22 protein-coding genes are annotated in these 19,857 nt (G+C 66.6%); 16 read left to right on the top strand and 6 right to left on the bottom strand.

All coding sequences use genetic code 11. From position 1 onward, the window contains the following. The first annotated feature begins 82 nt into the window (after window positions 1-82). The 3 genes from M1248_RS24475 (at window position 83) to yaaA (ending at window position 2,913) form a co-directional block, all read left to right on the top strand. Entirely contained in the window at window positions 83-1,216 is a 1,134-nt protein-coding gene (locus M1248_RS24475; RefSeq protein ID WP_163728167.1) for an alkaline phosphatase family protein, read from the top strand. Window positions 1,217-1,509: 293 nt separating this feature from the next. Continuing rightward, window positions 1,510-2,139, top strand: a complete 630-nt coding sequence (locus M1248_RS24470; RefSeq protein WP_317149982.1) for an NlpC/P60 family protein — start codon at window positions 1,510-1,512, stop codon at window positions 2,137-2,139. Window positions 2,140-2,166: 27 nt separating this feature from the next. Then, window positions 2,167-2,913: a peroxide stress protein YaaA gene (yaaA, locus tag M1248_RS24465; protein ID WP_317149981.1), complete on the top strand. Its 747-nt coding sequence runs from the start codon at window positions 2,167-2,169 to the stop codon at window positions 2,911-2,913. A gap of 39 nt (window positions 2,914-2,952) precedes the next feature. On the opposite strand, the gene M1248_RS24460 is transcribed toward yaaA, so the two are convergent. Then, on the bottom strand, window positions 2,953-3,462 hold the full coding sequence (locus M1248_RS24460; protein WP_163728179.1) for a hypothetical protein: 510 nt from the start codon (window positions 3,460-3,462) through the stop codon (window positions 2,953-2,955). Window positions 3,463-3,559: 97 nt separating this feature from the next. On the opposite strand from M1248_RS24460, the gene M1248_RS24455 reads away from it, so the two are divergent. Beyond that, a complete protein-coding gene (locus M1248_RS24455; protein WP_317149980.1) occupies window positions 3,560-4,420 on the top strand; it encodes an oxygenase MpaB family protein in 861 nt (286 codons plus the stop codon). A gap of 1 nt (window position 4,421) precedes the next feature. On the opposite strand, the gene M1248_RS24450 is transcribed toward M1248_RS24455, so the two are convergent. After that, the gene (locus M1248_RS24450) at window positions 4,422-6,053 is read right to left on the bottom strand and encodes a long-chain fatty acid--CoA ligase (RefSeq protein ID WP_317149979.1); all 1,632 of its coding nucleotides are present in this window, start codon (window positions 6,051-6,053) and stop codon (window positions 4,422-4,424) included. A gap of 99 nt (window positions 6,054-6,152) precedes the next feature. Between M1248_RS24450 and M1248_RS24445 the strand changes: the two genes are divergently transcribed. The 4 genes from M1248_RS24445 to M1248_RS24430 all read left to right on the top strand — a co-directional run bounded on the left by M1248_RS24445 (window position 6,153) and on the right by M1248_RS24430 (window position 8,699). After that, window positions 6,153-6,518 carry a hypothetical protein gene (locus tag M1248_RS24445; protein WP_317149978.1) on the top strand — a complete coding sequence of 122 codons (366 nt, stop codon included), beginning with the start codon at window positions 6,153-6,155 and terminating at the stop codon, window positions 6,516-6,518. Between the two features lie 66 nt (window positions 6,519-6,584). Further along, entirely contained in the window at window positions 6,585-6,836 is a 252-nt protein-coding gene (locus M1248_RS24440) for a hypothetical protein (RefSeq protein ID WP_317149977.1), read from the top strand. A 62-nt stretch (window positions 6,837-6,898) separates the two neighbouring features. After that, on the top strand, window positions 6,899-7,747 hold the full coding sequence (locus M1248_RS24435; protein ID WP_317149976.1) for a hypothetical protein: 849 nt from the start codon (window positions 6,899-6,901) through the stop codon (window positions 7,745-7,747). A 37-nt stretch (window positions 7,748-7,784) separates the two neighbouring features. After that, window positions 7,785-8,699: an alpha/beta fold hydrolase gene (locus tag M1248_RS24430; RefSeq protein WP_163685269.1), complete on the top strand. Its 915-nt coding sequence runs from the start codon at window positions 7,785-7,787 to the stop codon at window positions 8,697-8,699. 41 nt (window positions 8,700-8,740) lie between these two features. Here the strand turns inward: M1248_RS24430 and M1248_RS24425 are convergent, their stop codons facing one another. Together M1248_RS24425 and M1248_RS24420 are read right to left on the bottom strand one after the other, a co-directional pair. Further along, window positions 8,741-8,965: a hypothetical protein gene (locus M1248_RS24425; RefSeq protein ID WP_317149975.1), complete on the bottom strand. Its 225-nt coding sequence runs from the start codon at window positions 8,963-8,965 to the stop codon at window positions 8,741-8,743. Window positions 8,966-9,015: 50 nt separating this feature from the next. Next, complete coding sequence (locus M1248_RS24420; RefSeq protein WP_317149974.1) at window positions 9,016-10,287, bottom strand: competence/damage-inducible protein A; 1,272 nt, start codon at window positions 10,285-10,287, stop codon at window positions 9,016-9,018. Between the two features lie 46 nt (window positions 10,288-10,333). Here M1248_RS24420 and M1248_RS24415 point away from each other — a divergent pair, with 46 nt between their 5' ends. Continuing rightward, window positions 10,334-10,720: a PaaI family thioesterase gene (locus M1248_RS24415; RefSeq protein ID WP_083128445.1), complete on the top strand. Its 387-nt coding sequence runs from the start codon at window positions 10,334-10,336 to the stop codon at window positions 10,718-10,720. Between the two features lie 8 nt (window positions 10,721-10,728). Here M1248_RS24415 and M1248_RS24410 read toward each other — a convergent pair whose 3' ends face one another. Together M1248_RS24410 and M1248_RS24405 are read right to left on the bottom strand one after the other, a co-directional pair. After that, window positions 10,729-12,072, bottom strand: coding sequence for a pyridoxal phosphate-dependent decarboxylase family protein (locus M1248_RS24410; RefSeq protein ID WP_317149973.1), 1,344 nt, complete (start codon window positions 12,070-12,072; stop codon window positions 10,729-10,731). 39 nt (window positions 12,073-12,111) lie between these two features. Next, on the bottom strand, window positions 12,112-12,861 hold the full coding sequence (locus M1248_RS24405) for a glucose 1-dehydrogenase (protein ID WP_163728209.1): 750 nt from the start codon (window positions 12,859-12,861) through the stop codon (window positions 12,112-12,114). Between the two features lie 78 nt (window positions 12,862-12,939). Here M1248_RS24405 and M1248_RS24400 point away from each other — a divergent pair, with 78 nt between their 5' ends. From M1248_RS24400 to M1248_RS24370, 7 genes are all read left to right on the top strand, one after another. Beyond that, window positions 12,940-14,016: a diacylglycerol kinase gene (locus M1248_RS24400; protein ID WP_163728212.1), complete on the top strand. Its 1,077-nt coding sequence runs from the start codon at window positions 12,940-12,942 to the stop codon at window positions 14,014-14,016. Window positions 14,017-14,027: 11 nt separating this feature from the next. Beyond that, entirely contained in the window at window positions 14,028-14,795 is a 768-nt protein-coding gene (locus M1248_RS24395) for an HAD family hydrolase (protein WP_163728214.1), read from the top strand. Between the two features lie 11 nt (window positions 14,796-14,806). After that, a complete protein-coding gene (locus M1248_RS24390) occupies window positions 14,807-15,163 on the top strand; it encodes a VOC family protein (protein WP_232076104.1) in 357 nt (118 codons plus the stop codon). Between the two features lie 103 nt (window positions 15,164-15,266). Beyond that, entirely contained in the window at window positions 15,267-16,400 is a 1,134-nt protein-coding gene (locus M1248_RS24385; RefSeq protein WP_163728217.1) for a nitronate monooxygenase, read from the top strand. Then, on the top strand, window positions 16,397-16,846 hold the full coding sequence (locus M1248_RS24380) for a hypothetical protein (protein ID WP_232076105.1): 450 nt from the start codon (window positions 16,397-16,399) through the stop codon (window positions 16,844-16,846). Before M1248_RS24385 ends, M1248_RS24380 begins: the two co-directional genes overlap by 4 nt. A gap of 80 nt (window positions 16,847-16,926) precedes the next feature. Then, window positions 16,927-17,520, top strand: coding sequence for a TetR/AcrR family transcriptional regulator (locus tag M1248_RS24375; RefSeq protein ID WP_317149972.1), 594 nt, complete (start codon window positions 16,927-16,929; stop codon window positions 17,518-17,520). Next, on the top strand, window positions 17,513-19,801 hold the full coding sequence (locus M1248_RS24370; protein WP_317149971.1) for a molybdopterin-dependent oxidoreductase: 2,289 nt from the start codon (window positions 17,513-17,515) through the stop codon (window positions 19,799-19,801). Before M1248_RS24375 ends, M1248_RS24370 begins: the two co-directional genes overlap by 8 nt. The last annotated feature ends 56 nt before the right edge of the window (window positions 19,802-19,857 follow it).

Raw genomic sequence — 19,857 nt, 5'->3', positions numbered from 1 at the left:
ACGTCGCCCATCGTCAGGGCGCGGATTCAATACACGGTCAAGGATGGGTAAAGGCCGTCCGGCGGTGTGGCAGGCTCGGCATGTGGACCTGCCACAGCCCAGTCCGGACACGCCACACCTCGCCGACGTCATACCGTCCGTTCTCTCCGCGATGGGGGTCGCAGGATTCGACAGGCGGATACCGTTAGCCGCTGATATCACCGGCGCCTGCGTGCTATTGGTCGACGGACTCGGCGCGGAGTTACTCGACGAACACGCCGCCGACGCGCCCGTCATGGCCGGTCTACGCGGCCGAACGCTGCAGGTCGGCTTCCCGGCCACCACCGTCGCCGGACTCGCCGCGCTGGGCACCGGATGTCGCTCCGGCGAGCACGGCATGGTCGGATACTCCTTCCGGCTGCCCGACGTCGGCGTTGTGAACTCTTTGCGCTGGCGCATCCACCCGTGGGGCGCCGACGTGCGAGACGCTGCGCCGCCCGAGGAGGTGCAACCGATGCCGACGACGTTCGAACGGGCCGTCTCGGCGGGGGCGTCGGTCAGCGTCATCTCCGGAGCCGAATTCACCGGGTCCGGGATGACGCGCGCAGCGCTGCGCGGCGGCCAGTACATCGGCGTGCACGCGATGGGCGATCTGTCCGCGCGGGTGCGCGAGTCCGTTGCCGCCGGCGGGTTCTGCTACGCCTACCACAGCGAACTCGACATGATGGGCCACCTCTACGGTCCCGGATCGACCGCGTGGATCATGCAGCTGCGCCAGATTGACCGGCTGGTGGAATCCATCGTCGAGGGCCTGCCGTCCGGCGGACTGCTCGCAGTCGTGGCCGACCACGGGATGGTCACCGTCGGCACCGACGACGTCGACATCGACAGCGACGACTCGCTCACTGTTGGCGTGACCGATATCGGGGGCGAAGCTCGGGCGCGGCACATATATGTAGTTCCCGGCGCGGCCGACGACGTGTTGGCGACATGGCAGGCCACGCTCGCAGGTCGGGCATGGGTGGTCTCGCGCGACGAGGCTATTGCCGCCGGCTGGTTCGGCGAGCGCGTCAGCGACACGACGCGAACACGCATCGGCGATGTCGTAGCCGCTGCCCGCGGTTCTGTAGGTTTGCTGAGACGAACAGTCGAGCCCCTGGAGTCTTCGTTGATCGGCCACCATGGCTCACTGACGAGCGCCGAGCAGAGCGTCCCACTGCTACTCGCGTACGGGTGAGCGACCCTGCTCAACGTTGGACTCACTGATATAACTGGTTGCCTTGCAATGCTTTTCGTAAGTTCTGTCGAGTTCGAACAGCATCACTGCCGCGAATAGTTGCTCTCTCCAACATAAATCGCTTTCACGACGGTCACGAGCAGCAAACAAATCGGTGAATACGCCGTTTTCTGCTGGATGTTGAGTGAAGTGGCCCACCGAATTTCGGCATTGTGGTCGCGGTCACACCATATTCGGTGAACGTGGTCACAGATTTTGGTGGGTTACAAATTGCTCTGTTAACGTCCGGCGTCATGTTTGCTGTTGCAACGCTTTTGACGCTAGTCAATTCCGTGTCCGGCACGCCCTACGTCACCGGTGGGGATTCCCCGGCCGGTACCGATTGCTCGGGACTCGTCTCCTGGGTCACCAACGCGGCGACCGGACGCCCCGTCTACGGGGACCGGTTCCACACCGGGAACATCGAGCAGGCACTGCTTGCGCGTGGCTTCCAGTACGGCACGCAGCCCGGCGCGCTCAACGTGGGCTGGAACGGCGGTCACACCGCCGCGACGCTGCCCGACGGCACGCCGGTGTCGTCCGGAGAAGGCGGCGGAGTCAAGGTCGGTGGCGGCGGCGCCTATCAGTCGCAGTTCACCAACCACATGTTCCTGCCGATGCCGCCCGATCAGGTGCCACCGCCCCCCGGCGCCCCGATCGTGCTGATGAACCAGCAGGCGCCGATGCCTCCGGCACCACCGATGGCACCGCCACCGCCGCCGCCGCCCGCACCACCGATGGCCGGCCCGGTTGATCCGATGTTGGCGCCGCCTCCCCCGCCCGCACCGCCGATGGCACCGCCGCCGCCCGGCGCACCGCTGCCCCCGCCGCCGCCCGGCGCACCGCTGCCCCCACCCCCCGGTGCCCCGGCGCCACCGGCCTGACCCGAAGGGCGCGATAACGTCTGCGGCGTGATCGTGCTGCTGCCGCCGTCGGAGACCAAGCATCCTGGCGGCGACGGGCCATCACTGAGCCTGGACGCGCTGTCATACCCCGAGCTGACGCCGCTGCGCGCCGAACTCGTCTACGAGCTGGTCGAGCTCGCCGCCGACACGTCGGCGTGCAGTCGCGCACTCGGGCTCTCGGCTGCTCAACACGTCGAGATCGAGCGCAATGCCGCACTATGCGATGCGCCAACGCTCGCCGCAATCGACCGCTATACCGGCGTGCTGTACGACGCGCTCGACATCGCATCGCTGACGCGCGTCGCGGCGAGCCGTGCCCGGGCCAGGCTCGCGGTCGGATCGGCACTTTTCGGGCTACTGCGCGCCGACGATCACATACCCGCATACCGGCTCTCCGCGACATCGAAGCTGCCCGGACAGCCCGCTCTGTCGACGCGCTGGCGACCTCTGCTCGAGCCGGCGCTCGTCAGGGTCGCAGCGCACGAGCTGGTCGTCGACCTGCGGTCAGGCTCGTACGCGTCGCTCGGCAGGTTGCCCGATGCCGTGCGCGTCGATGTCGTCTCGGAGAATTCCGACGGCAAGCGCACGGTGGTCAGCCACTTCAATAAGGCGCACAAGGGACGGCTGGCCCGCGTGCTGGCCTCCACCCGATCCGAGCCTGACACCGCGGCCGCAGTAGCGACGATCGGGCGGCGCGCCGGCATGCGCATCGAACGCGAAGGCAATCACTTGACGGTAGTGGTGCCGGCTTGAGTTCTTGCGAAAGATCTTCGCCTCCAAGGCTTTCGCGTTCTAGATCGGAGCGATCAAGTCCGTCGTGTAGAACTCTGCCGGATTCTGCGAGAACCTGTCCGGGCGACTGATGAACACCCAAGCGCCTGTCGCTCCCGGCTCGATTCCGTCCTGAATAGTCACCGACCCCGCCCCGCCCCTGTCGGTATTCAACGAAGTCTGCGCGACGCCCGGATCCGCACCCCAACACGGCACCGCAGAGGACCGGGGCACTTGAATCAGCCTGACGTCGTAACGCATGTTGGGCACGGCGGTCGCGATCTGCACATCGGCGGTCAGCGTGGAACCGTCCGATCGCAACGTGCCGAGCGGCCTCCCCATCCCCGTCGGCCCGTTGTAGTCGGTCTCGCTGAAGTCGCACCGACGCAGGATCTGCGAGAACGGCAGCACGGTGCCGCCCGCTCCGGCGGCGACCCCGGCGTCGTCGGTACCGTCGGCGAACGCTGCCGCAGGAGGTGCCGCCAAAGCCATCGCTGCCGTCAGCGTCAAAATCCGCGTCGTGTGTCGCATAGTCCCGAGTAAAGCACCGATCAGCGGCGCAATGGGCAATTCCGGCCGGTCGATCGGTTGGCAGGGCCGCACCGTCGCCCTCCCGTACGGTTGAGTCATGACGGTGTTGCCGGACGTTGGAGCCGTGCGGAAGCAGCTGGGACGCAGCCTGTTCGGTTTGGTTGCGGGCCCGAACGGTCCGGCCAACCGCTCCCGCATTCACGACACACCCGGCCCGCGGTGGTTCGACGAGGATCGCCCAATTCGCCGTGTGCACGCCGACGCGTCGATGTTCGTCGGCGGGCTGCGCGCGCTGCTGTTGCAGTCCCTGCATCCGCTTGCGATGGCAGGCGTCGCCGAGCACTCCGACTACCGGGGTGACCCGTGGGGACGGCTTCAGCGCACCAGCACCTTTCTGGCCGTGACCACCTTCGGTCCTGCCGCCGACGCGCAGCGGGCGGTGGACAAGGTGCGCGGCATTCACCGGCGGGTGAGCGGTGTGGCTCCCGACGGCAGGCCCTACGCCGCCGGAGACCCGCACCTGCTCGAGTGGGTACACATCGCGGAGGTCGACAGCTTCCTGCTCGCGCACCAGCTTTACGGGGCACACCCGCTCGATCAGAGTGGCCGTGACGGATATGTGGCCGACACCGCACGCGTCGCCACGGCACTCGGTGTCATCGACCCGCCGCGGACCGAGCGGGAACTGGCCGAACGCATCGAAGCCTTCCGCCCGGAGTTGACGAGCACACAGTCGGCCCGAGAGGCCGCTCGCTACTTGTTGTTGACTCCCCCGCTGCCCGTCGTCGCGCGAGCCCCGTACGGTCTGCTCGCGGCGACGTCGGTGGCGATGTTGCCGCCATGGGCACGGCTGCCGCTGCGGCTGCCCTACTTTCCGCCGGTCGAGGCCACGCTCATCCGGCTGTCGGGCCGTGTCGTCGTCGGCGGAATCCGGTGGGCATTGACCGCGACCAGTTGAGTCAGTCCCGGCACTCGACGACGTCGTACATGCCGTCGGCGTAGAGCGAACGGATGTACTTCTTGTCGAACTTGCCGACGCTGGTCTTCGGCACCTCGTCGATGAAGGTCCACCGCTCGGGCAGCCAGAAGCGGGCCACCTTGTCGCACAGGTGCTCTCGCAGCTCCTGCGCACTGGATGACGCGTCGTTCTTGATCACAACGGCTGCCAGCGGTCGCTCCTGCCAACGCTCGTCGGGCACCGCCACCACGGCGGCCTCCAGCACCGCGGGATGTTCCATGATGCACAGCTCGAGTTCCACCGACGAGATCCACTCGCCACCCGACTTGATCACGTCCTTGGCACGGTCGGTGAGCGTGATGAACCCCTGCGGATCGATACGGCCCACGTCGCCGGTGCGCAGCCAGCCCTCGTGAAACTTCTCCGAATCGGCATTCTGGTAATACGACCCCGTGATCCAGGGCCCGCGAACCTCAAGCTCCCCCACCGCTTTACCGTCGTTCGGGAGGACCCCACCCTCGTCGTCGACAATCCTGATCTCCACTCCGCTCACTACTCGGCCTGCCGCTGCCCGCAACGTCCAGGCATCCTCGCCGGTGACTTCGGGCGGCGGTGCCGCCAGAGCGGCCAGCGGAGACGTCTCGGTCATACCCCAGGCCTGCCGAATGAGCACACCGAAGTGCTGCTCGAATTCCTTCATCATTGCCAGTGGGACAGCGGAACCTCCGCAAGCAACCATCCGCAGCGAGGAGATATCTCTTCCGGGATTGGCGTGAAGATACTGCAGCACGTCGTTCCAGATCGTGGGGACAGCCGCTGCGACGGTCGGGCGTTGCAGTTCGATCATGTCGACGAGAGGTTCGGCCTGTAGGTACTTGTCGGGCAACAGAAGGTCGGCGCCGGCCATCACCGCCGCATAGGGCTGCCCCCACGCATTGGCATGGAACATCGACGCGATTGGTAACACCCGATCACCGTCGACCAGGCCGATCGCGTTGGCTGCGCAGACACTCATCGAGTGGAGATAGGTCGATCTGTGGCTGTACACAACGCCTTTGGGGTTTCCCGTGGTACCGCTGGTGTAACACATTGCGGCGGCAGACTTCTCGTCGAGATCGGGCCAGTCATACTCGATCGGCTGTCCGTCGAGCAGTTCGTCGTAACAGATGACGTTCTTGCCCGACGCCGTAAGCGGCGCCAGATCACCGTCTCCTACCACGACCACGGTCTGCACCGTCGTCAGGTTCGGCAGCACCGCGGCGAGCACGTCGACGAGCGACACATCAACCAGCACAACGGAATCCTCGGCCTGGTTGGCAATGAAGGCGATGTGTTCACCGGCGAGCCGGATGTTCAGTGTGTGCAGTACCGCACCCATGCACGGAACGGCGAAGTACGCCTCCAGGTGCTCCTGGTTGTTCGCCATGAACGTGGCGACGCGCTGCCCAGTCGTCACGCCGAGCTGTCGCAGGCCGTGTGCGAGTTGAGCGACGCGGGTGCCGAGTTCGCCGAAGCAGATCTCGCGATAGCCGTCGGCGGTCTTGGTAATCACCTTGCGGCCGGAATACCAGGTGGTGCCGTGCCGCAGGATCCCGGTCACGGTCAGCGGAAAGTCTTGCATCGTGCTGTCCATGTCACCCCCAAGGCGCATCGGTGGGCAGGCATCCATGATTGCCGATCACCACAGCAGTTCGGGAGGAAACGCACAACGTGACCGTTAGCATCACTCGGCATGGCGCAGTACGGTTATCCGCCCATCGGGCCGCCGAAGCCCACGGCGTCCGGCGGTGACATCGCTGTCTCCGTCACGGCGCTGATCCTGACGGTGTTACTGGGCGCCGTCGCGTCGCTTTTCGGACTCTTTTCGCTCGCCTTCATCGACTCGTGTCCACCGGCGAGCTGCAGCGTGGAGGGAGCCGTCACCGCGGTCATGCTGGCTCTCGGTGTGGCCGCGGTCATCGGCGTGGTGGGCGTCGTCGTGACGGTGGTGCAACTGTTCCGCCGGAAGCGCAGCTGGCCGTTCGCGGTTGCGACGCTGGCGCTGTGCACGATCACGGTGTTTCTCGGCAGCGTCGGCTACGTGCTAGCCGTCGGATGAACCGAGGCGGCCGACCATTGGTCGAATCGCGCCTCTGACTCGGCGGAGTCACCTACCGTTTCAAGGGTGGAGATAGACCCTGCACCAGAAACTAAAGCCCCCGGCCTGGTACCGGTCGGGGCACTGCGCTCAGGGGACCCAATCACCGACGTCAACGGTGGCGGTCAGCACTACATAGTTCTGGAGTCCAAGAAACTCGGCGAAAGCTGCGTCGTTCTCGAGCTGGAATCCAAGGCCAACGACCAGCTCAGGGTGATCGAGGCATCCTTCCCCGCCGACTACGTGATGAGCCTGACGCCGCGCCATCCCATTCTGTGATCTGGCGCTAGCCGCCTGCTTCGTTGGAGACTCAGGGGAACCCCGACGAAACGGAGCACCGAATGCTGCGCGATATCCGCGAACTGACCGAATCGCCAGAGGAGTACGCGGCCGAACTGCGGAGGCGCTGGGGCGGATTGTTGAGCTACCGCTACATCGGGCGCAGTCACGCGTCGATGGATCTCGTCACCGAGGACAACACCGTCACACTGCGCCACGACATGCGTAACCCGGCCGGCGGAGTGCTGCTCGCGGTGTACGGCATCTCGGCGCCAGAGAGCGGTCATATGTCGGACCTGGAGGCGGTGCCCAACCCCGTCATCCACTCATGCCAGATCATCGACGCCGCCCGCGACGTTCGCCGAATCGAGATCATCTCCGAGGAACTCAAGGTCGGTCGCCAAATGGGGTACAGCCGCGCGAAGATCGTCGACGCGGATCGTCCCGATCGTGTGCTCGCGCTGATCGAAGGTCAGGGCGTGACGATCGGGACGCCGCCCGAGGGGCTCGAACGGATGGAGGCCAATCCCCTGGAGGTCGTTGACTCCCCCGATCTGCCTCCGCTGTGGAAGGTGTTCGGCGGCTACCGACGGCCCGACGGGAACTGGGGCCTGCCCGAGCTCGCAGCGGAAGTCGCGTCGCCCGACGCGGCGCTGCACATCGGACCCCAATTCGTCATTCTCGAGGCGGCGGCCGCCGACGCCGCGGCCATCCTTGCGGGAACCGACCGCGTCCAGGGCCTCTCGACGCACGTGATGTTCCTCGCGCGCGGCAAGGTCGGCCCGTTCCGTGTCGAGACCGAGCCGATGAACGGTGCCGACGGCATGATCGCGGTGCGCGTGCTCATGCGCGACGAGGGGAACGGCGACCGGTTGATCACGTCAGCGTCCTACCAGTTCCGCAGGGTGTAGCGGCAAGAGCGCAGACGCGGCATGCGACACTTTGGCCATGGTTGTCGCAATCGCCCGTCCCAAGCTCGAAGGCAACATCGCCGTCGGCGATGACCGCCAGATCGGATTCGCCGAATTCGGAGACCCCCAGGGGCGCGCCATTTTCTGGCTGCACGGAACGCCCGGCGCCCGCCGCCAGATCCCGATGGAAGCCCGCGTCTACGCCGAACAGCAGCACATTCGGTTGATCGGAGTGGACCGGCCGGGCATCGGCTCGTCCACTCAGCACAGCTACGACACCGTCGTCGCCTTCGCCGACGATCTGCGCACCATCGCCGACACGCTGGGCATCGACAAGTTCGTCGTCGTCGGGCTGTCGGGTGGCGGGCCGTACACGCTCGGCTGCGCGGCGGCATTGCCCGATCGCATCGTCGCCGCCGGCGTCATCGGCGGGGTCGCCCCGACCATGGGTTCAGACGCCATCACCGGGGGTCTGATGGGCAATCTCGGTACGCGGGTCGCCCCGCTGCTGCAGGTGGCCGGCACCCCTATCGGACTGCTCGCCAGCGCCATCATCCGGCTGATTCGCCCCGTCGCGTCCCCCGCCGCCGACCTGTACGGCCGGGTCTCGCCGGAAGCCGACCGCAGGCTGCTGGCCCGCCCGGAGATCAAGGCGATGTTCCTCGATGACATCCTCAACGGCAGCCGCAAGCAGATGGCGGCGCCGTTCTCCGACGTCGTCGTCTTCGCCAGGGACTGGGGTTTCCGGCTGAGCGACATCAAGGTGCCCGTCCGCTGGTGGCACGGCGACGCCGACCACATCGTGCCGTACGCGCACGGGCAGCACGTGGTGTCGCGGCTGACCGATGCCGAGCTTTATCCGATGCCCGGAGAAAGCCACCTCGCCGGACTCGGCCGAGCCGAGGAGATCCTGCACACGATGCTCAAGGTGTGGGACGAATACGACTCCTAGCGTGCCGCCCCGCGCGCGGCGCCGGGGTCGCGTTCAGCCGATCAGCGCTTGAGCCAGCCTGCGACGGTGTCCAGGTCTCTGGAGTAGGTCATGAGAAAGTCGTCGTGGTACAGCGCGCCGCCGCTGATGGCGTCGTTGCCCTGCCAGATCACGTGGACGCGTACCGGACTGCGGGTGTAGTAGTCGGCGCGGTCGGCGCCGCGGCAATGCCACCCGGCCTGGACAGCGCGCTCGGTAATCTCTTTGCGCAGGTCAGCTGCAGTCATTGGTAAGTCCTCCTGCCGAGCAGCGTACGTCATCGCGCCGGCCCGGCATCTCACGCCAGCGCGCGGCGCAACAGATGCATCGCGACGGTCGTCGACCTCTCACGGACATCGGACCGGTTGCCGGGTAGCCGCATCCTGCGCACGTCGGTGGTGCCGTCGGCGAGCTTCACGCAGAAACAGACCGTGCCCACCGGCTTGTCCTCGGAGCCGCCACCCGGCCCGGCGATCCCCGTGATCGCGATCGCGGTGTCGGCGGCAAACCGGCGTAACGCCCCCTCCGCCATCGCCTCGGCGACATCTTCCGACACCGCGCCGTGCGCTTCGATGAGTGCCGGGTCCACGCCGAGAAGTTCGGACTTGGCCTCGTTCGAGTACGACACCACTCCTCCCGCGACGTACGCCGACGACCCGGGCAGATCCGTCAGCCGTGCGGCCACCAGGCCCGCCGTGCAGGATTCGGCGGTGGCGATCGTCCGTCCGGCCAGCAGCGCCGCAACCTGGTCGTCGACGGTGGCGCCGTCCTCGGAGAAGATCTCGCCGCCATGGCGCTCGCGCAGCAGCCTCATCAGGTCGGCGTACACGGTGGCCGCGTCCGGTTCGTAGCGGGTCACCATCTCGATTTCGCCGCGCCGCAGGCAGGTGGTGATCTCGAGCCGTTCGAAGCCGCCGACGTGCGCTTCGGCCTCGCGCAGCGTGTCGGCGAGTCCCGATTCCGGCAGACCGAACATCCGCACCATCTCCTGGTGGTACGTCGTCCGGCCGGCGATCGCCGCCTGCACCGCAGGCGTTTGCAGAGCCGACGGCCACATCGGCTGCAGCTCGCGCGGCGGACCGGGCAGCACGACGACCGTCGGTTTCCCCGGTACGACGACGCCCGGGGCGGTGCCGACCGGATGGATGACATGGGCGCCCTCGGGTACCAGTGCCTGCTTGCGGTTGGCTGCGCGGACCGCCTCCAGATCGACGTTGGGGAAGCGCGCCATCAGGCGCTGCACGATGCCGGCGATCTCGACCTCAAGCTCGTTGTCCAACACCAACTCTCGGCCGCAGAACCGGGCCACCGTCGCTACCGTCATATCGTCGGCGGTCGGGCCAAGACCCCCGCTCGTGACGATGAGGTCCACACCCTCGTCGGCGAGGAACCGCAGTTGCGCCTCGATGTCGTCCGGCCGGTCCCCGCAGATGGTGATGTGCGCGAGTTCGACACCGAGCTCGAGGAGTCGGTCGGCGATCCACGGCCCGTTGCGGTCGGTCACCCTTCCGGTGAGGACTTCGGTTCCGGTCACCACGATGCCCGCGCGTGCACTCACGCCGTACGACATTACGCATCGCGGACGTGGGACACGCAGGGCGGTAATGTCGTTCCGCATGACTGCGCCGAGGTCGCTGCGGGAGCTCTTCGATCAGCTCGGCCTCGCCGAGGTCCCGTCGACCGACGACAGCGTGATCATGGAGATGCCCGTCGACGAGCGCACCGTCAACACCGCGGGCGGACTACAGGGCGGGTTGATCGCCACGATGGCCGACGTGACCGCGGGCCAACTCGCCGCCAGGGCCACGCCGTTCGGGCACGCGATCGCCACGACCGATCTCTTCATTCGCTATCTGCGGCCGATCAAGGTCGGGCCGGCCCGCGCGGTCGCGCGCATCCTGCGCACCGGCAAGCGGTCCGTCGTCGTCCAGGTGGACATCTACCGCGCCAACGACGACCAGATCGGTGCCACGGCGACGGTCAACTTCGCCGCCGTCGACTGATCGGGCGCCTATTCGGTGCGGGCCAGCACTTGACGGACGATGTCTAGCGTCGTCGCCGGGTGGAGGAAGGCGAAGCGGCCGACTGTCTCCCCCTCCCATTTGGTGGGCGGAATGAACGCCACCTCGTCCTCGTGCAGTCGCTGCGCCCACTCGTCGTAGTCAACGGCGTTCCAGCCGAGCCGGCGGAACAGCACCACGCCGAGATCCGGCTCGCGGATCAATTCCAGTTGGGGTGCGGCGTGGATCAGCTCCGCGGTCTGACGTGCGAGCGCCGCGGCGACCTCGATCGCCTGCCGATAGGCCTCCAGGCCGTACACCGCGAGGGAGAACCACAGCGGCAATCCACGCGCCCGCCGCGTGAGGTGATACGCGTAGTCCGACGGATTCCACTCACCGGTCGAGGTGTGGATGACGTCGAGATACGACGCGTCCTGAGTGTGGGTCGCCCTTGCCAGCTCGGGATCGCGATACAACAGCGCACAGCAGTCAAACGGCGTGAACAGCCATTTATGGGGATCCAGGATGAACGAGTCGGCCTGTTCCAGCCCGATGTACTTCGGCCGCAGCGACCGGGCGAAGATGCCGGAACCGCCGTAGGCACCATCGACGTGGAACCACCAACCACGTTCTCGCGCAAGCGCTCCGACGCCGGCCAGGTCGTCGATGATGCCCGCGTTGGTCGTCCCGGACGTGCACACCACAGCGGCGATGTCCTGCGCGTCGGCGGGCACCGCCGCACGGACAGTGTCGGCGGTGAGCCGGTGATCCGGCGTCTCGACCACCCATGCGTCCATCTCGAGCAGCCGCAGGGTGTTGACGATCGACGAGTGCGCATCGGATCCGACCACCACCCGCAGCCGGCCGGTCGCACCGCGCTTCTTCGTGGTCTCGCGCGCCACCGCGAGCGCCGACAGGTTCCCCGCCGAGCCTCCTGAGACGAAGCATCCACCCGATGTCGTCGGCATCCCGGCTTCGTGTGCGATCACGCGCAGCACCGAGTTCTCGGCCGCGATCGCGCCCGAGGCCTCCAGCCACGAGATGCCTTGAATCGACGCGCACGACACCAACATGTCGAACGCCAGACTCGCTTTCGTCGGCGCGGCCGGAATGAAGCCGAGGAAGCGCGGACTGTCCGCGGAGATGACGCTCGGGGCGATCACCGAGGTGTAGACGCCAAGCACCTCATCTGGCGGTCGCGGCGTCTCGCGGATCACTCCGTCAAGTCGCTCGTACAGCTCGTCGATCCCCAGCGTGCCCTTGTCGAGCGGGACCGGGCTCATGCGCAACCGGTTCTCGGCGTAGGCCAGCACGCTGCGCAGCATGTTCTCGGTGTTCTGGTCGACTTCATGCATGGCTGAAGTCTGGCACCGGTGCGCCCCGGCCGAGCGGGATTAACCCAGCGGCAGCGGCTTGTGCGGAACGTCGGTCACCAGTCCACCGTCCATGATGAACTCGGCGCCCGTCGCGAACGACGACTCGTCGCTGACCAGGAATACGACGAACGGCGCGACCTCTTCGGACTGGCCGGGCCGCCGCAGTGGCGCGGTGACCATGTCGTCGGGGAAATGCTTCGTCATCGGGGTACGAATGAAGCCTGGATGGATCGAGTTGACCCGGATGTTCTTGGGGCCCAGTTCGATCGCCGCCGACTTGGCCAGCCCGCGGACCGCCCACTTCGATGCGACGTAGGGGTGCACCATTGGCGCACCGCGCAGACCCTCGATGGACGAGACGTTGATGATCGAGCCCTCGCCCGCCTTCTTCATCTCTTCGACGACGGCCTGCATGCCCAGGAAGGTGCCCGTGAGGTTGACGTCGATGACCTGCTGCCATTTGGCCATGTCGAACTTGCCGATCTGGCCCAGCGCCACGATGGCGGCGTTGTTGACGAGCGCGGTCAACTTGCCGAACGCCTCGACGGCGACATTGACCGCCGCTTCCCACTGCTCGGCATCGGTGACGTCGAGGTGGACATAGCGCGCGGATTCGCCGAGTTCATCGGCCAGTGCCTTGCCCTCCTCGTCGAGGATGTCCCCGATGACCACTTTGCCGCCCTCGGCGACCAGCGCCCTGGCGTGAGCGGCTCCCATCCCGCGAGCTCCGCCACTGATCAGTGCCACTTTTCCGTCCACGCGTCCCATGGGGCGTCAGGTTACCGCACCACCTCGGGGAACTAGAACCTGTTCCAATTTCGGAGGGCAGCTTGCATACTGCTCGCCATGGCAATTCGCGTCGCGCTCCTCGGCACCGGCAACTGCGGCAGCCTGGCGCTCAGGCAATTGATCACCGACGCGCGCTTCGAGCTGACCGGCGTATGGGTGTCGACGGACGCCAAGGTGGGCAAGGACGCCGGCGAACTCGCCGGGCTGGATGTCCCGACGGGCGTCACCGCGACCAACGACCTCGAGGCCATCATCGCCACCAAGCCCGACTGCGTCGTGTACACCGCCATGGGTGACACGCGCCCCCGTGAGGCACTGGCCGATGTGCGCACGTTCTTGTCCGCGGGCATCAACGTCGTCGGATCGAGCGTCGGCGCGCTTCAGTACCCGTGGGGGCTGCTTCCCGACAAGGCCATCCAGAAAGTGGAAGACGCTGCGCGTGAAGGAGATTCGACCGTCTTCTTCACCGGAGTCGATCCGGGCTTCTGCACCGACCTGCTGCCTTTCGCGTTGGCCGGCACGTGTCAGAGCATCGAACAGATCCGCACGATGGAGATCGCCGACTACGCCACCTACGACGGTGAGACGGTGATGTTCGACGTGATGGGCTTCGGGAACGCGATCGGCGATCTGCCGATCCTGTATCAGCCCGGCGTGCTGTCCATCGCGTGGGGCACCGCCATCCGTCAGCTCGCCGCGGGCCTCGGTATCGAGGTCGACGAGATCCGCGATTCCGTCGAACAGGAGCCGGCTCCCGAGGACCTGCACGTCGCGGTCGGCACGATCAAGAAAGGCACCGTCGCGGCGGTCCGCTTCCTGATCGAGGGCATGGTCGGCGGCAAGCCGGTGATCGTCGTCGAGCATGTGACGCGCCTGGACCCCGATCTGCGTCCGGACTGGGCCCAGCCCGCGCATCCGGGTGGCTCGTATCGAGTCGAGATCACCGGCGAGCCGTCGTACTTCTGCGACATCGTGCCGATGAGCCGCAACGGCGGCGCCCCGTACGCGGCGATCCTGGCCGCTGCGGGCCGCATCGTGAACGCGATCCCCGACGTCGTCGCCGCGCCCGCGGGCATCCGCACCACGTTGGATATGCCGCTCGTGACCGGGAAGGGTGTCGTCGCAGCGACGTAGGCTGGGGCGCGATGACCGCGCAGCCCGTGGCCGAGGACCCCACTGCCGAGATCGCCGCAAGTGAACCGGGGTCGCACGTCGGTGCCTTTTTCGATCTCGACGGCACCCTGGTGGATGGGTTCACCGCAGCGGCGCACGCCAGTGACCGCTTCAAACGACGGCAGGCCGGCATCGGTGAGATCCTCGGGGTCTTCGAAGCGGCGATGCGTTACCGGCTTCGCCGGATGCGGTTCGAACACCTGCTGACCAGGGCGGCGGGCTATCTCCGCGGCGAGAGGCTGGCCGACCTCGATGACGTCTGCGAGCGGATCTTCGTCGACAGTCTCGCCACCCGAGTCTTTCCGGTCATGCGCGAGATCGTCGCGGCGCATCAGGAACGCGGTCACACCGTGGTGCTCACCACCTCGGCCGTGACCATCCATGCCAACCCGGTCGCCCGCTACCTCGAGATCGACCACGTGCTGTGCAACCACTTCGCGCTCGACGGTGACGGCCGCTTGACCGGTCAAATCGAGCGACCCGTCGTGTGGGGGCGGAACAAGGCCAGCGCGGCAGTGGGCTTCTGCGACGTCAATCAGGTTGACCTGCAACGCAGTTACTTCTACGCCGACGGCGACGAGGACGCGGCGTTGATGGCGATGGTCGGCAACCCCCGGCCGGTGAACCCGCGCCCGAAACTCGCCACGCTGGCCGCCGAACACGACTGGCCGGTCCTTCGCGTCGTCGGCACCGGCGGGCGACGGCGCCCGTCGCTGCGCAGGCTCGTCGGCTACGACTGACAGGCGCAGCCGTGCCGGACAAATTCAATGACATCGCCGCGGTCATCGCGACCAGGGACTACGCCGCCGCCCGCGCCTGGTACATCCGTGTCATCGGCCGCGAACCCGACCTGGAACCGATCGAAGGCGTCGGCGAGTGGCAGATCGCCGCAACCGCGTGGCTTCAAGTCGTCGAGGATCACGACCGCGCGGGCAAGACTGCGGTGCGTCTCGGGGTCGACGACCTAGGGGCGCAGATCTCGGCACTGGAGGCCGAGGGCATCGCGACCGGTGAGCTCGTGGTGATCGCCGATCTGGTCAAGGTCGTCGACGTCGCCGATCCGGACGGCAACGAGGTCTCCTTCGTCGAGGACCTGACCGGCGAATAGGCCTCATCGGCCGGCAATACCCCCCGACTGGTCACAACCGCCCGATGGCGTACTAAACTAGAACACGTTCCAATTCTTGATCCGGGCCCATCGAGGAGCAGTCATGCGCACCCCCATCTGCGACGAACTCAACATCGAGTATCCGATTTTCGCCTTCACCCATTGCCGGGACGTGGTGGTAGCCGTCAGCAAGGCCGGCGGATTCGGTGTGCTCGGCGCGGTCGGCTTCTCCCCTGAGCAGCTCGAGATCGAGCTGAAGTGGATCGACGAGAACATCGGCGACCACCCCTACGGCGTCGACATCGTCATCCCCAACAAGTACGAGGGCATGGACTCGACCGACCTCGACCCCGAGGTGCTCAAGAAGACGCTCAGCGACCTGGTGCCGCAGGAGCACATCGACTTCGCGAAGAAGGTGCTGTCCGATCACGGCGTTCCCGTCGAGCACAGCGACGACGACGCACTGCAGCTGCTCGGCTGGACCGAGGCCACCGCCACCCCGCAGGTCGAGGTCGCGCTGCAGCACCCGAAGTGCACCCTGATCGCCAACGCGCTCGGCACCCCGCCCGCCGACATGATCAAGCACATCCACGACGAAGGACGTAAGGTCGCCGCGCTGTGCGGCTCGCCGTCGCAGGCGCGCAAGCATGCCGATGCCGGTGTCGACATCATCATCGCTCAGGGCGGCGAAGCGGGCGGACACTGCGGTGAGATTGGCTCGATCGTGCTGTGGCCGCAGGTCGTCAAGGAGGTCGCACCCGTTCCCGTGCTCGCAGCGGGTGGCATCGGCAGCGGTCAACAGATCGCCGCGGCGCTGGCGCTCGGCGCGCAGGGCGCGTGGACCGGTTCGCAGTGGGTGGTGGTCGAGGAGTCCGAGCACACCCCGGTGCAACATGCCGCGTACGTCAAGGCCGAGAGCCGCGACACCGTGCGCAGCCGGTCCTTCACCGGTAAGCCCGCGCGGATGCTGCGCAACGACTGGACCGAGGCGTGGGAGAACCCGGACAACCCGAAGCCGCTCGGAATGCCGTTGCAGTACATGGTTTCCGGGATGGCGGTCGCAGCCACGCACAAGTACCCCAACGAGAGTGTCGACGTCGCGTTCAATCCGATCGGCCAGGTCGTCGGCCAGTTCACCAAGGTGGAGAAGTCCGCGGCCGTGATCGAGCGGTGGGTGCAGGAGTACCTCGAGGCGACCGCCACGCTCAACGAGCTCAATGAGGCTGCGTCTGTTTGATCGCCGCCGCGTGCGCCGGCTTTCTGATCGCCGTGCTGTGGATGGACCTGATGTTCGACAGCCAGGTCCTTCGACACCGCGACGCTGACGTCCTACCGGAGCCGGTGCTCGCGTCGATCTGCGGGTATTACCGCCGGGCCACGACGACATCGCGGCCGATGAGTCATCTGATCGCAGTGGTGATGGCGATCCTGCTGGGCGCGCTCGCCGTTCGGTTCCTCACCGGCGATGACCCTTGGTGGCTGATCGTGACAAGTGTCGTGCTGGCCGGCTTCCCGATTGCCTTGGCGATGGCGCGCACGGTTCGCAGCGCCGTTCGCCTCGGGGCGCACACCGATGATCCCGCCGAACAGTCGCGGTTGGCGCGAGCGGTGTGTGTTGACCACCTGGTGTGCCTGGCCTGCCTGTCGGGCTTTCTTGCAGTCTGGCTGACGCTCGCCGGCTGACCCCCGGCATCTCGGCCTTGTTCTGGCCCGGGAATTATGTAAGGTGTCATACATAGCCCGCCGGACGGAGGTCCACGCGCATGGTCAGTCCTCGCGAGCGGATGGTCATATCGGCCGCTCTCCTGATCCGCGAGCGCGGTGCCCACCCGACCGCCATCGCCGACGTGCTGCAGCACAGCGGAGCCCCGCGCGGATCGGCCTACCACTACTTTCCCGGCGGCCGCACTCAGCTGCTGTGCGAAGCGATCGACTACGCGGGCGAGTACATCGCGGCGAAGATCGCCAAAGCCGAATCCGGCGTCGACGCACTCGACAGGCTGTTCGCCGACTATCGAAAGCAGTTGCTGAAAAGCGACTTTCGCGCGGGGTGCCCGGTCGTCGCGGTGAGCGTGGAGGCGGGTGACCCCGCGAAGCCCGACGCCGCCACCGCGGTGATCGAACGCGCGGCCGCGGCCTTCAGTCGATGGACGGACCTCATCACCACCCGCCTGATATCGGACGGCGTCCCCAAGAAGCGCGCCGCCGAACTCGCCATGCTGACAACCACATCCGTGGAAGGCGCGATCGTCGTCGCGCGCGCATCTCGGGATGTCGCGGCTCTCGACCTCGTTCATGGCCAGCTACGCGCCCTCGTACTGGCCGAGACCTCGGAAAGGAAACCCGGAGATGACTAACCAGGACGTCGCCGCCGTAGCGGCCCCAGAAGATTGGCACCCGACCGCATGCATCCTCTGCGAATGCAATTGCGGGATCGTCGTCCAACTCGACGGCCGCAAGCTGGCGAAGATCCGCGGCGACAAAGAACATCCGGCCTCGCAGGGATACACCTGCAACAAGGCGCTACGGCTGGACCACTACCAGAACAATCGCAGCCGACTGACCTCCCCCATGCGCCGACGTCCCGACGGTAGCTACGAGGAGATCGACTGGGACACAGCGGTCACCGAGATCGCAGCGGGCTTCAAACGCATCGCCGACACCTACGGCGGCGACAAGATCTTCTACTACGGCGGCGGCGGGCAGGGTAACCATCTCGGCGGCGCGTACAGCGGCGCATTCCTCAAGGTGCTCGGCTCGCACTACCGTTCCAATGCGCTCGCCCAGGAGAAGACAGGCGAAGCGTGGGTGGACGCCCACCTCTACGGCGGCCACACGCGAGGCGAGTTCGAGCACGCCGAAGTATCGGTGTTCATCGGCAAGAACCCGTGGATGTCGCAGAGTTTCCCGCGGGCCAGAACGGTGCTCAACGACATCGCCAAAGACCCCGAGCGCGCCATGATCGTCATCGACCCGGTGATCACCGACACCGCGAAGATGGCCGATATCCACCTGCGCGTGCGACCAGGCACCGACGCGTGGGCGTTGGCGGCCCTGGTCGCTGTGGTCGTGCAGGAAGACCTGTGCGACAAGGAGTTTCTCACCGAGCATGTCAACGGTGTCGACCCCGTGCTGGAGATCCTGCGCACTGTCGACGTCGCCGACTATGCGCTACGGTGCGGCGTCGACGAGGAATCGATTCGCGCGGCGGCGCGACGGATCGGCGCCGCGACGAGCGTGTCCGTCTTCGAGGACCTCGGCATCCAACAGGCCCCCAACAGCACACTGTGCTCCTATCTCAACAAGCTGCTCTGGATCCTGACCGGAAATTTCGCGAAACGCGGTGCCCAGCATCTACATTCGTCTTTCGGCCCGCTATTCCGTCACACTCGCGACGTCGGCCGCACACCGGTCACCGGCGCCCCCGTCGTCGGCGGCCTGATCCCCAGCAATGTCGTACCCCAAGAGATGCTGGGCGATCACCCGGACCGGTTCCGAGCCATGATCGTCGAGAGCAGCAATCCCGCCCACTCGCTCGCGGATTCCAACGCGTGCCGCGAGGCGTTCAGTGCGCTGGAACTGATGGTGGTGATCGACGTCGCGATGACGGAAACCGCGCGCCTGGCCCACTACGTGCTGCCGGCGGCATCGCAGTACGAGAAGTCCGAGTCGACCTTCTTCAACCTCGAATTTCCGCACAACACCTTCCATTTGCGGCACCGGCTGATGGAGCCGCTCGAGGGAACCCTCCCCGAGCCGGAGATCTGGGCCCGTCTGGTGCGGGCGCTCGGCGTGGTCGACGACGAGGAGCTCGAACCGCTGCGGCGCGCCGCAGCCGAAGGTCGCGAAGCATTCACCGTTGCCTTCCTGCAGGCTGTCGGCGCCAGTCCGATGCTCGGCAAGGTACTCCCCTACGTGCTGTACGAAACGCTGGGACCGACTCTTCCCGAGGGGCTTTCGGGAGCCGCCGCGCTGTGGGGGCTGGCCCAGAAGGCGGCCATGACGTATCCCGAAGCGGTGCAACGGGCCGGGCACGCCGACGGCAACGCGCTGTTCGACGCGATCTTGTCGAACCGCTCCGGCGTCACGTTCACGGTGCACGAGTACGACGACGACTTCGCGTTGATCACGCACGCCGACAAGAAGATCGCACTGGGGATGCCCGAGATGCTCGACGAGATTCGCGGTCTGGCCGACGCGCAACCGCACTTCACGACACCCGACTTCCCCATCGTGCTCTCCGCTGGCGAACGTCGCGCCTACACGGCGAACGACATTTTCCGCGACCCGACCTGGCGCAAACGCGATGCCGACGGCGCGCTGAGGGTCAGCCTCGAGGACGCCGAGGCACTCGGCCTGGTCCAGGGTGCGCGGGCCCGCATCACCACCGCGGCTGGCAGCGCGGAAGCGAGCATCGAGATCAGCGAGGCGATGCTGCCGGGCCACGCGTCACTGCCCAACGGGTTCGGACTCGACTTCGTGGACGGGGAGGGTAGGGAACACGTTCCTGGTGTGGCGCCGAATGCATTGACGTCGTCTGACTGGCGTGATGCATACGCCGGCACGCCCTGGCACAAGCATGTCCCCGCTCGAATTGAAGCGGTACCCACGAGGATCGAAGCGGTGAGCACGGCCTAGTTGTACTGCCCAGGCAGGTTGGTTGAGAAAGTGTGACGACTCGCTGTAGCGGTCGT

This window comes from Mycobacterium sp. 29Ha (assembly GCF_032883055.1).
GTDB lineage: Bacteria > Actinomycetota > Actinomycetes > Mycobacteriales > Mycobacteriaceae > Mycobacterium > Mycobacterium gallinarum.
Note: the sequence above shows the minus strand (reverse complement) of the source record. Positions and strands in the feature narration are given on the sequence as shown.

Excerpts from the sequence above, each read along its gene's own strand:
- M1248_RS24385 (WP_163728217.1), top strand. The coding sequence starts at position 15,267 with ATGCGCACCCCCATCTGCGACGAACTCAACATCGAGTATCCGATTTTC.
- M1248_RS24455 (WP_317149980.1), top strand. The coding sequence starts at position 3,560 with ATGACGGTGTTGCCGGACGTTGGAGCCGTGCGGAAGCAGCTGGGACGC.
- M1248_RS24410 (WP_317149973.1), bottom strand. The coding sequence starts at position 12,072 with ATGCATGAAGTCGACCAGAACACCGAGAACATGCTGCGCAGCGTGCTG.
- M1248_RS24370 (WP_317149971.1), top strand. The coding sequence starts at position 17,513 with ATGACTAACCAGGACGTCGCCGCCGTAGCGGCCCCAGAAGATTGGCAC.
- M1248_RS24460 (WP_163728179.1), bottom strand. The coding sequence starts at position 3,462 with ATGCGACACACGACGCGGATTTTGACGCTGACGGCAGCGATGGCTTTG.
- M1248_RS24415 (WP_083128445.1), top strand. The coding sequence starts at position 10,334 with ATGACTGCGCCGAGGTCGCTGCGGGAGCTCTTCGATCAGCTCGGCCTC.
- M1248_RS24405 (WP_163728209.1), bottom strand. The coding sequence starts at position 12,861 with ATGGGACGCGTGGACGGAAAAGTGGCACTGATCAGTGGCGGAGCTCGC.
- M1248_RS24395 (WP_163728214.1), top strand. The coding sequence starts at position 14,028 with ATGACCGCGCAGCCCGTGGCCGAGGACCCCACTGCCGAGATCGCCGCA.
- M1248_RS24420 (WP_317149974.1), bottom strand. The coding sequence starts at position 10,287 with ATGTCGTACGGCGTGAGTGCACGCGCGGGCATCGTGGTGACCGGAACC.
- M1248_RS24425 (WP_317149975.1), bottom strand. The coding sequence starts at position 8,965 with ATGACTGCAGCTGACCTGCGCAAAGAGATTACCGAGCGCGCTGTCCAG.
- M1248_RS24400 (WP_163728212.1), top strand. The coding sequence starts at position 12,940 with ATGGCAATTCGCGTCGCGCTCCTCGGCACCGGCAACTGCGGCAGCCTG.
- M1248_RS24470 (WP_317149982.1), top strand. The coding sequence starts at position 1,510 with ATGTTTGCTGTTGCAACGCTTTTGACGCTAGTCAATTCCGTGTCCGGC.
- M1248_RS24375 (WP_317149972.1), top strand. The coding sequence starts at position 16,927 with ATGGTCAGTCCTCGCGAGCGGATGGTCATATCGGCCGCTCTCCTGATC.
- M1248_RS24430 (WP_163685269.1), top strand. The coding sequence starts at position 7,785 with ATGGTTGTCGCAATCGCCCGTCCCAAGCTCGAAGGCAACATCGCCGTC.
- M1248_RS24435 (WP_317149976.1), top strand. The coding sequence starts at position 6,899 with ATGCTGCGCGATATCCGCGAACTGACCGAATCGCCAGAGGAGTACGCG.
- M1248_RS24450 (WP_317149979.1), bottom strand. The coding sequence starts at position 6,053 with ATGGACAGCACGATGCAAGACTTTCCGCTGACCGTGACCGGGATCCTG.
- M1248_RS24445 (WP_317149978.1), top strand. The coding sequence starts at position 6,153 with ATGGCGCAGTACGGTTATCCGCCCATCGGGCCGCCGAAGCCCACGGCG.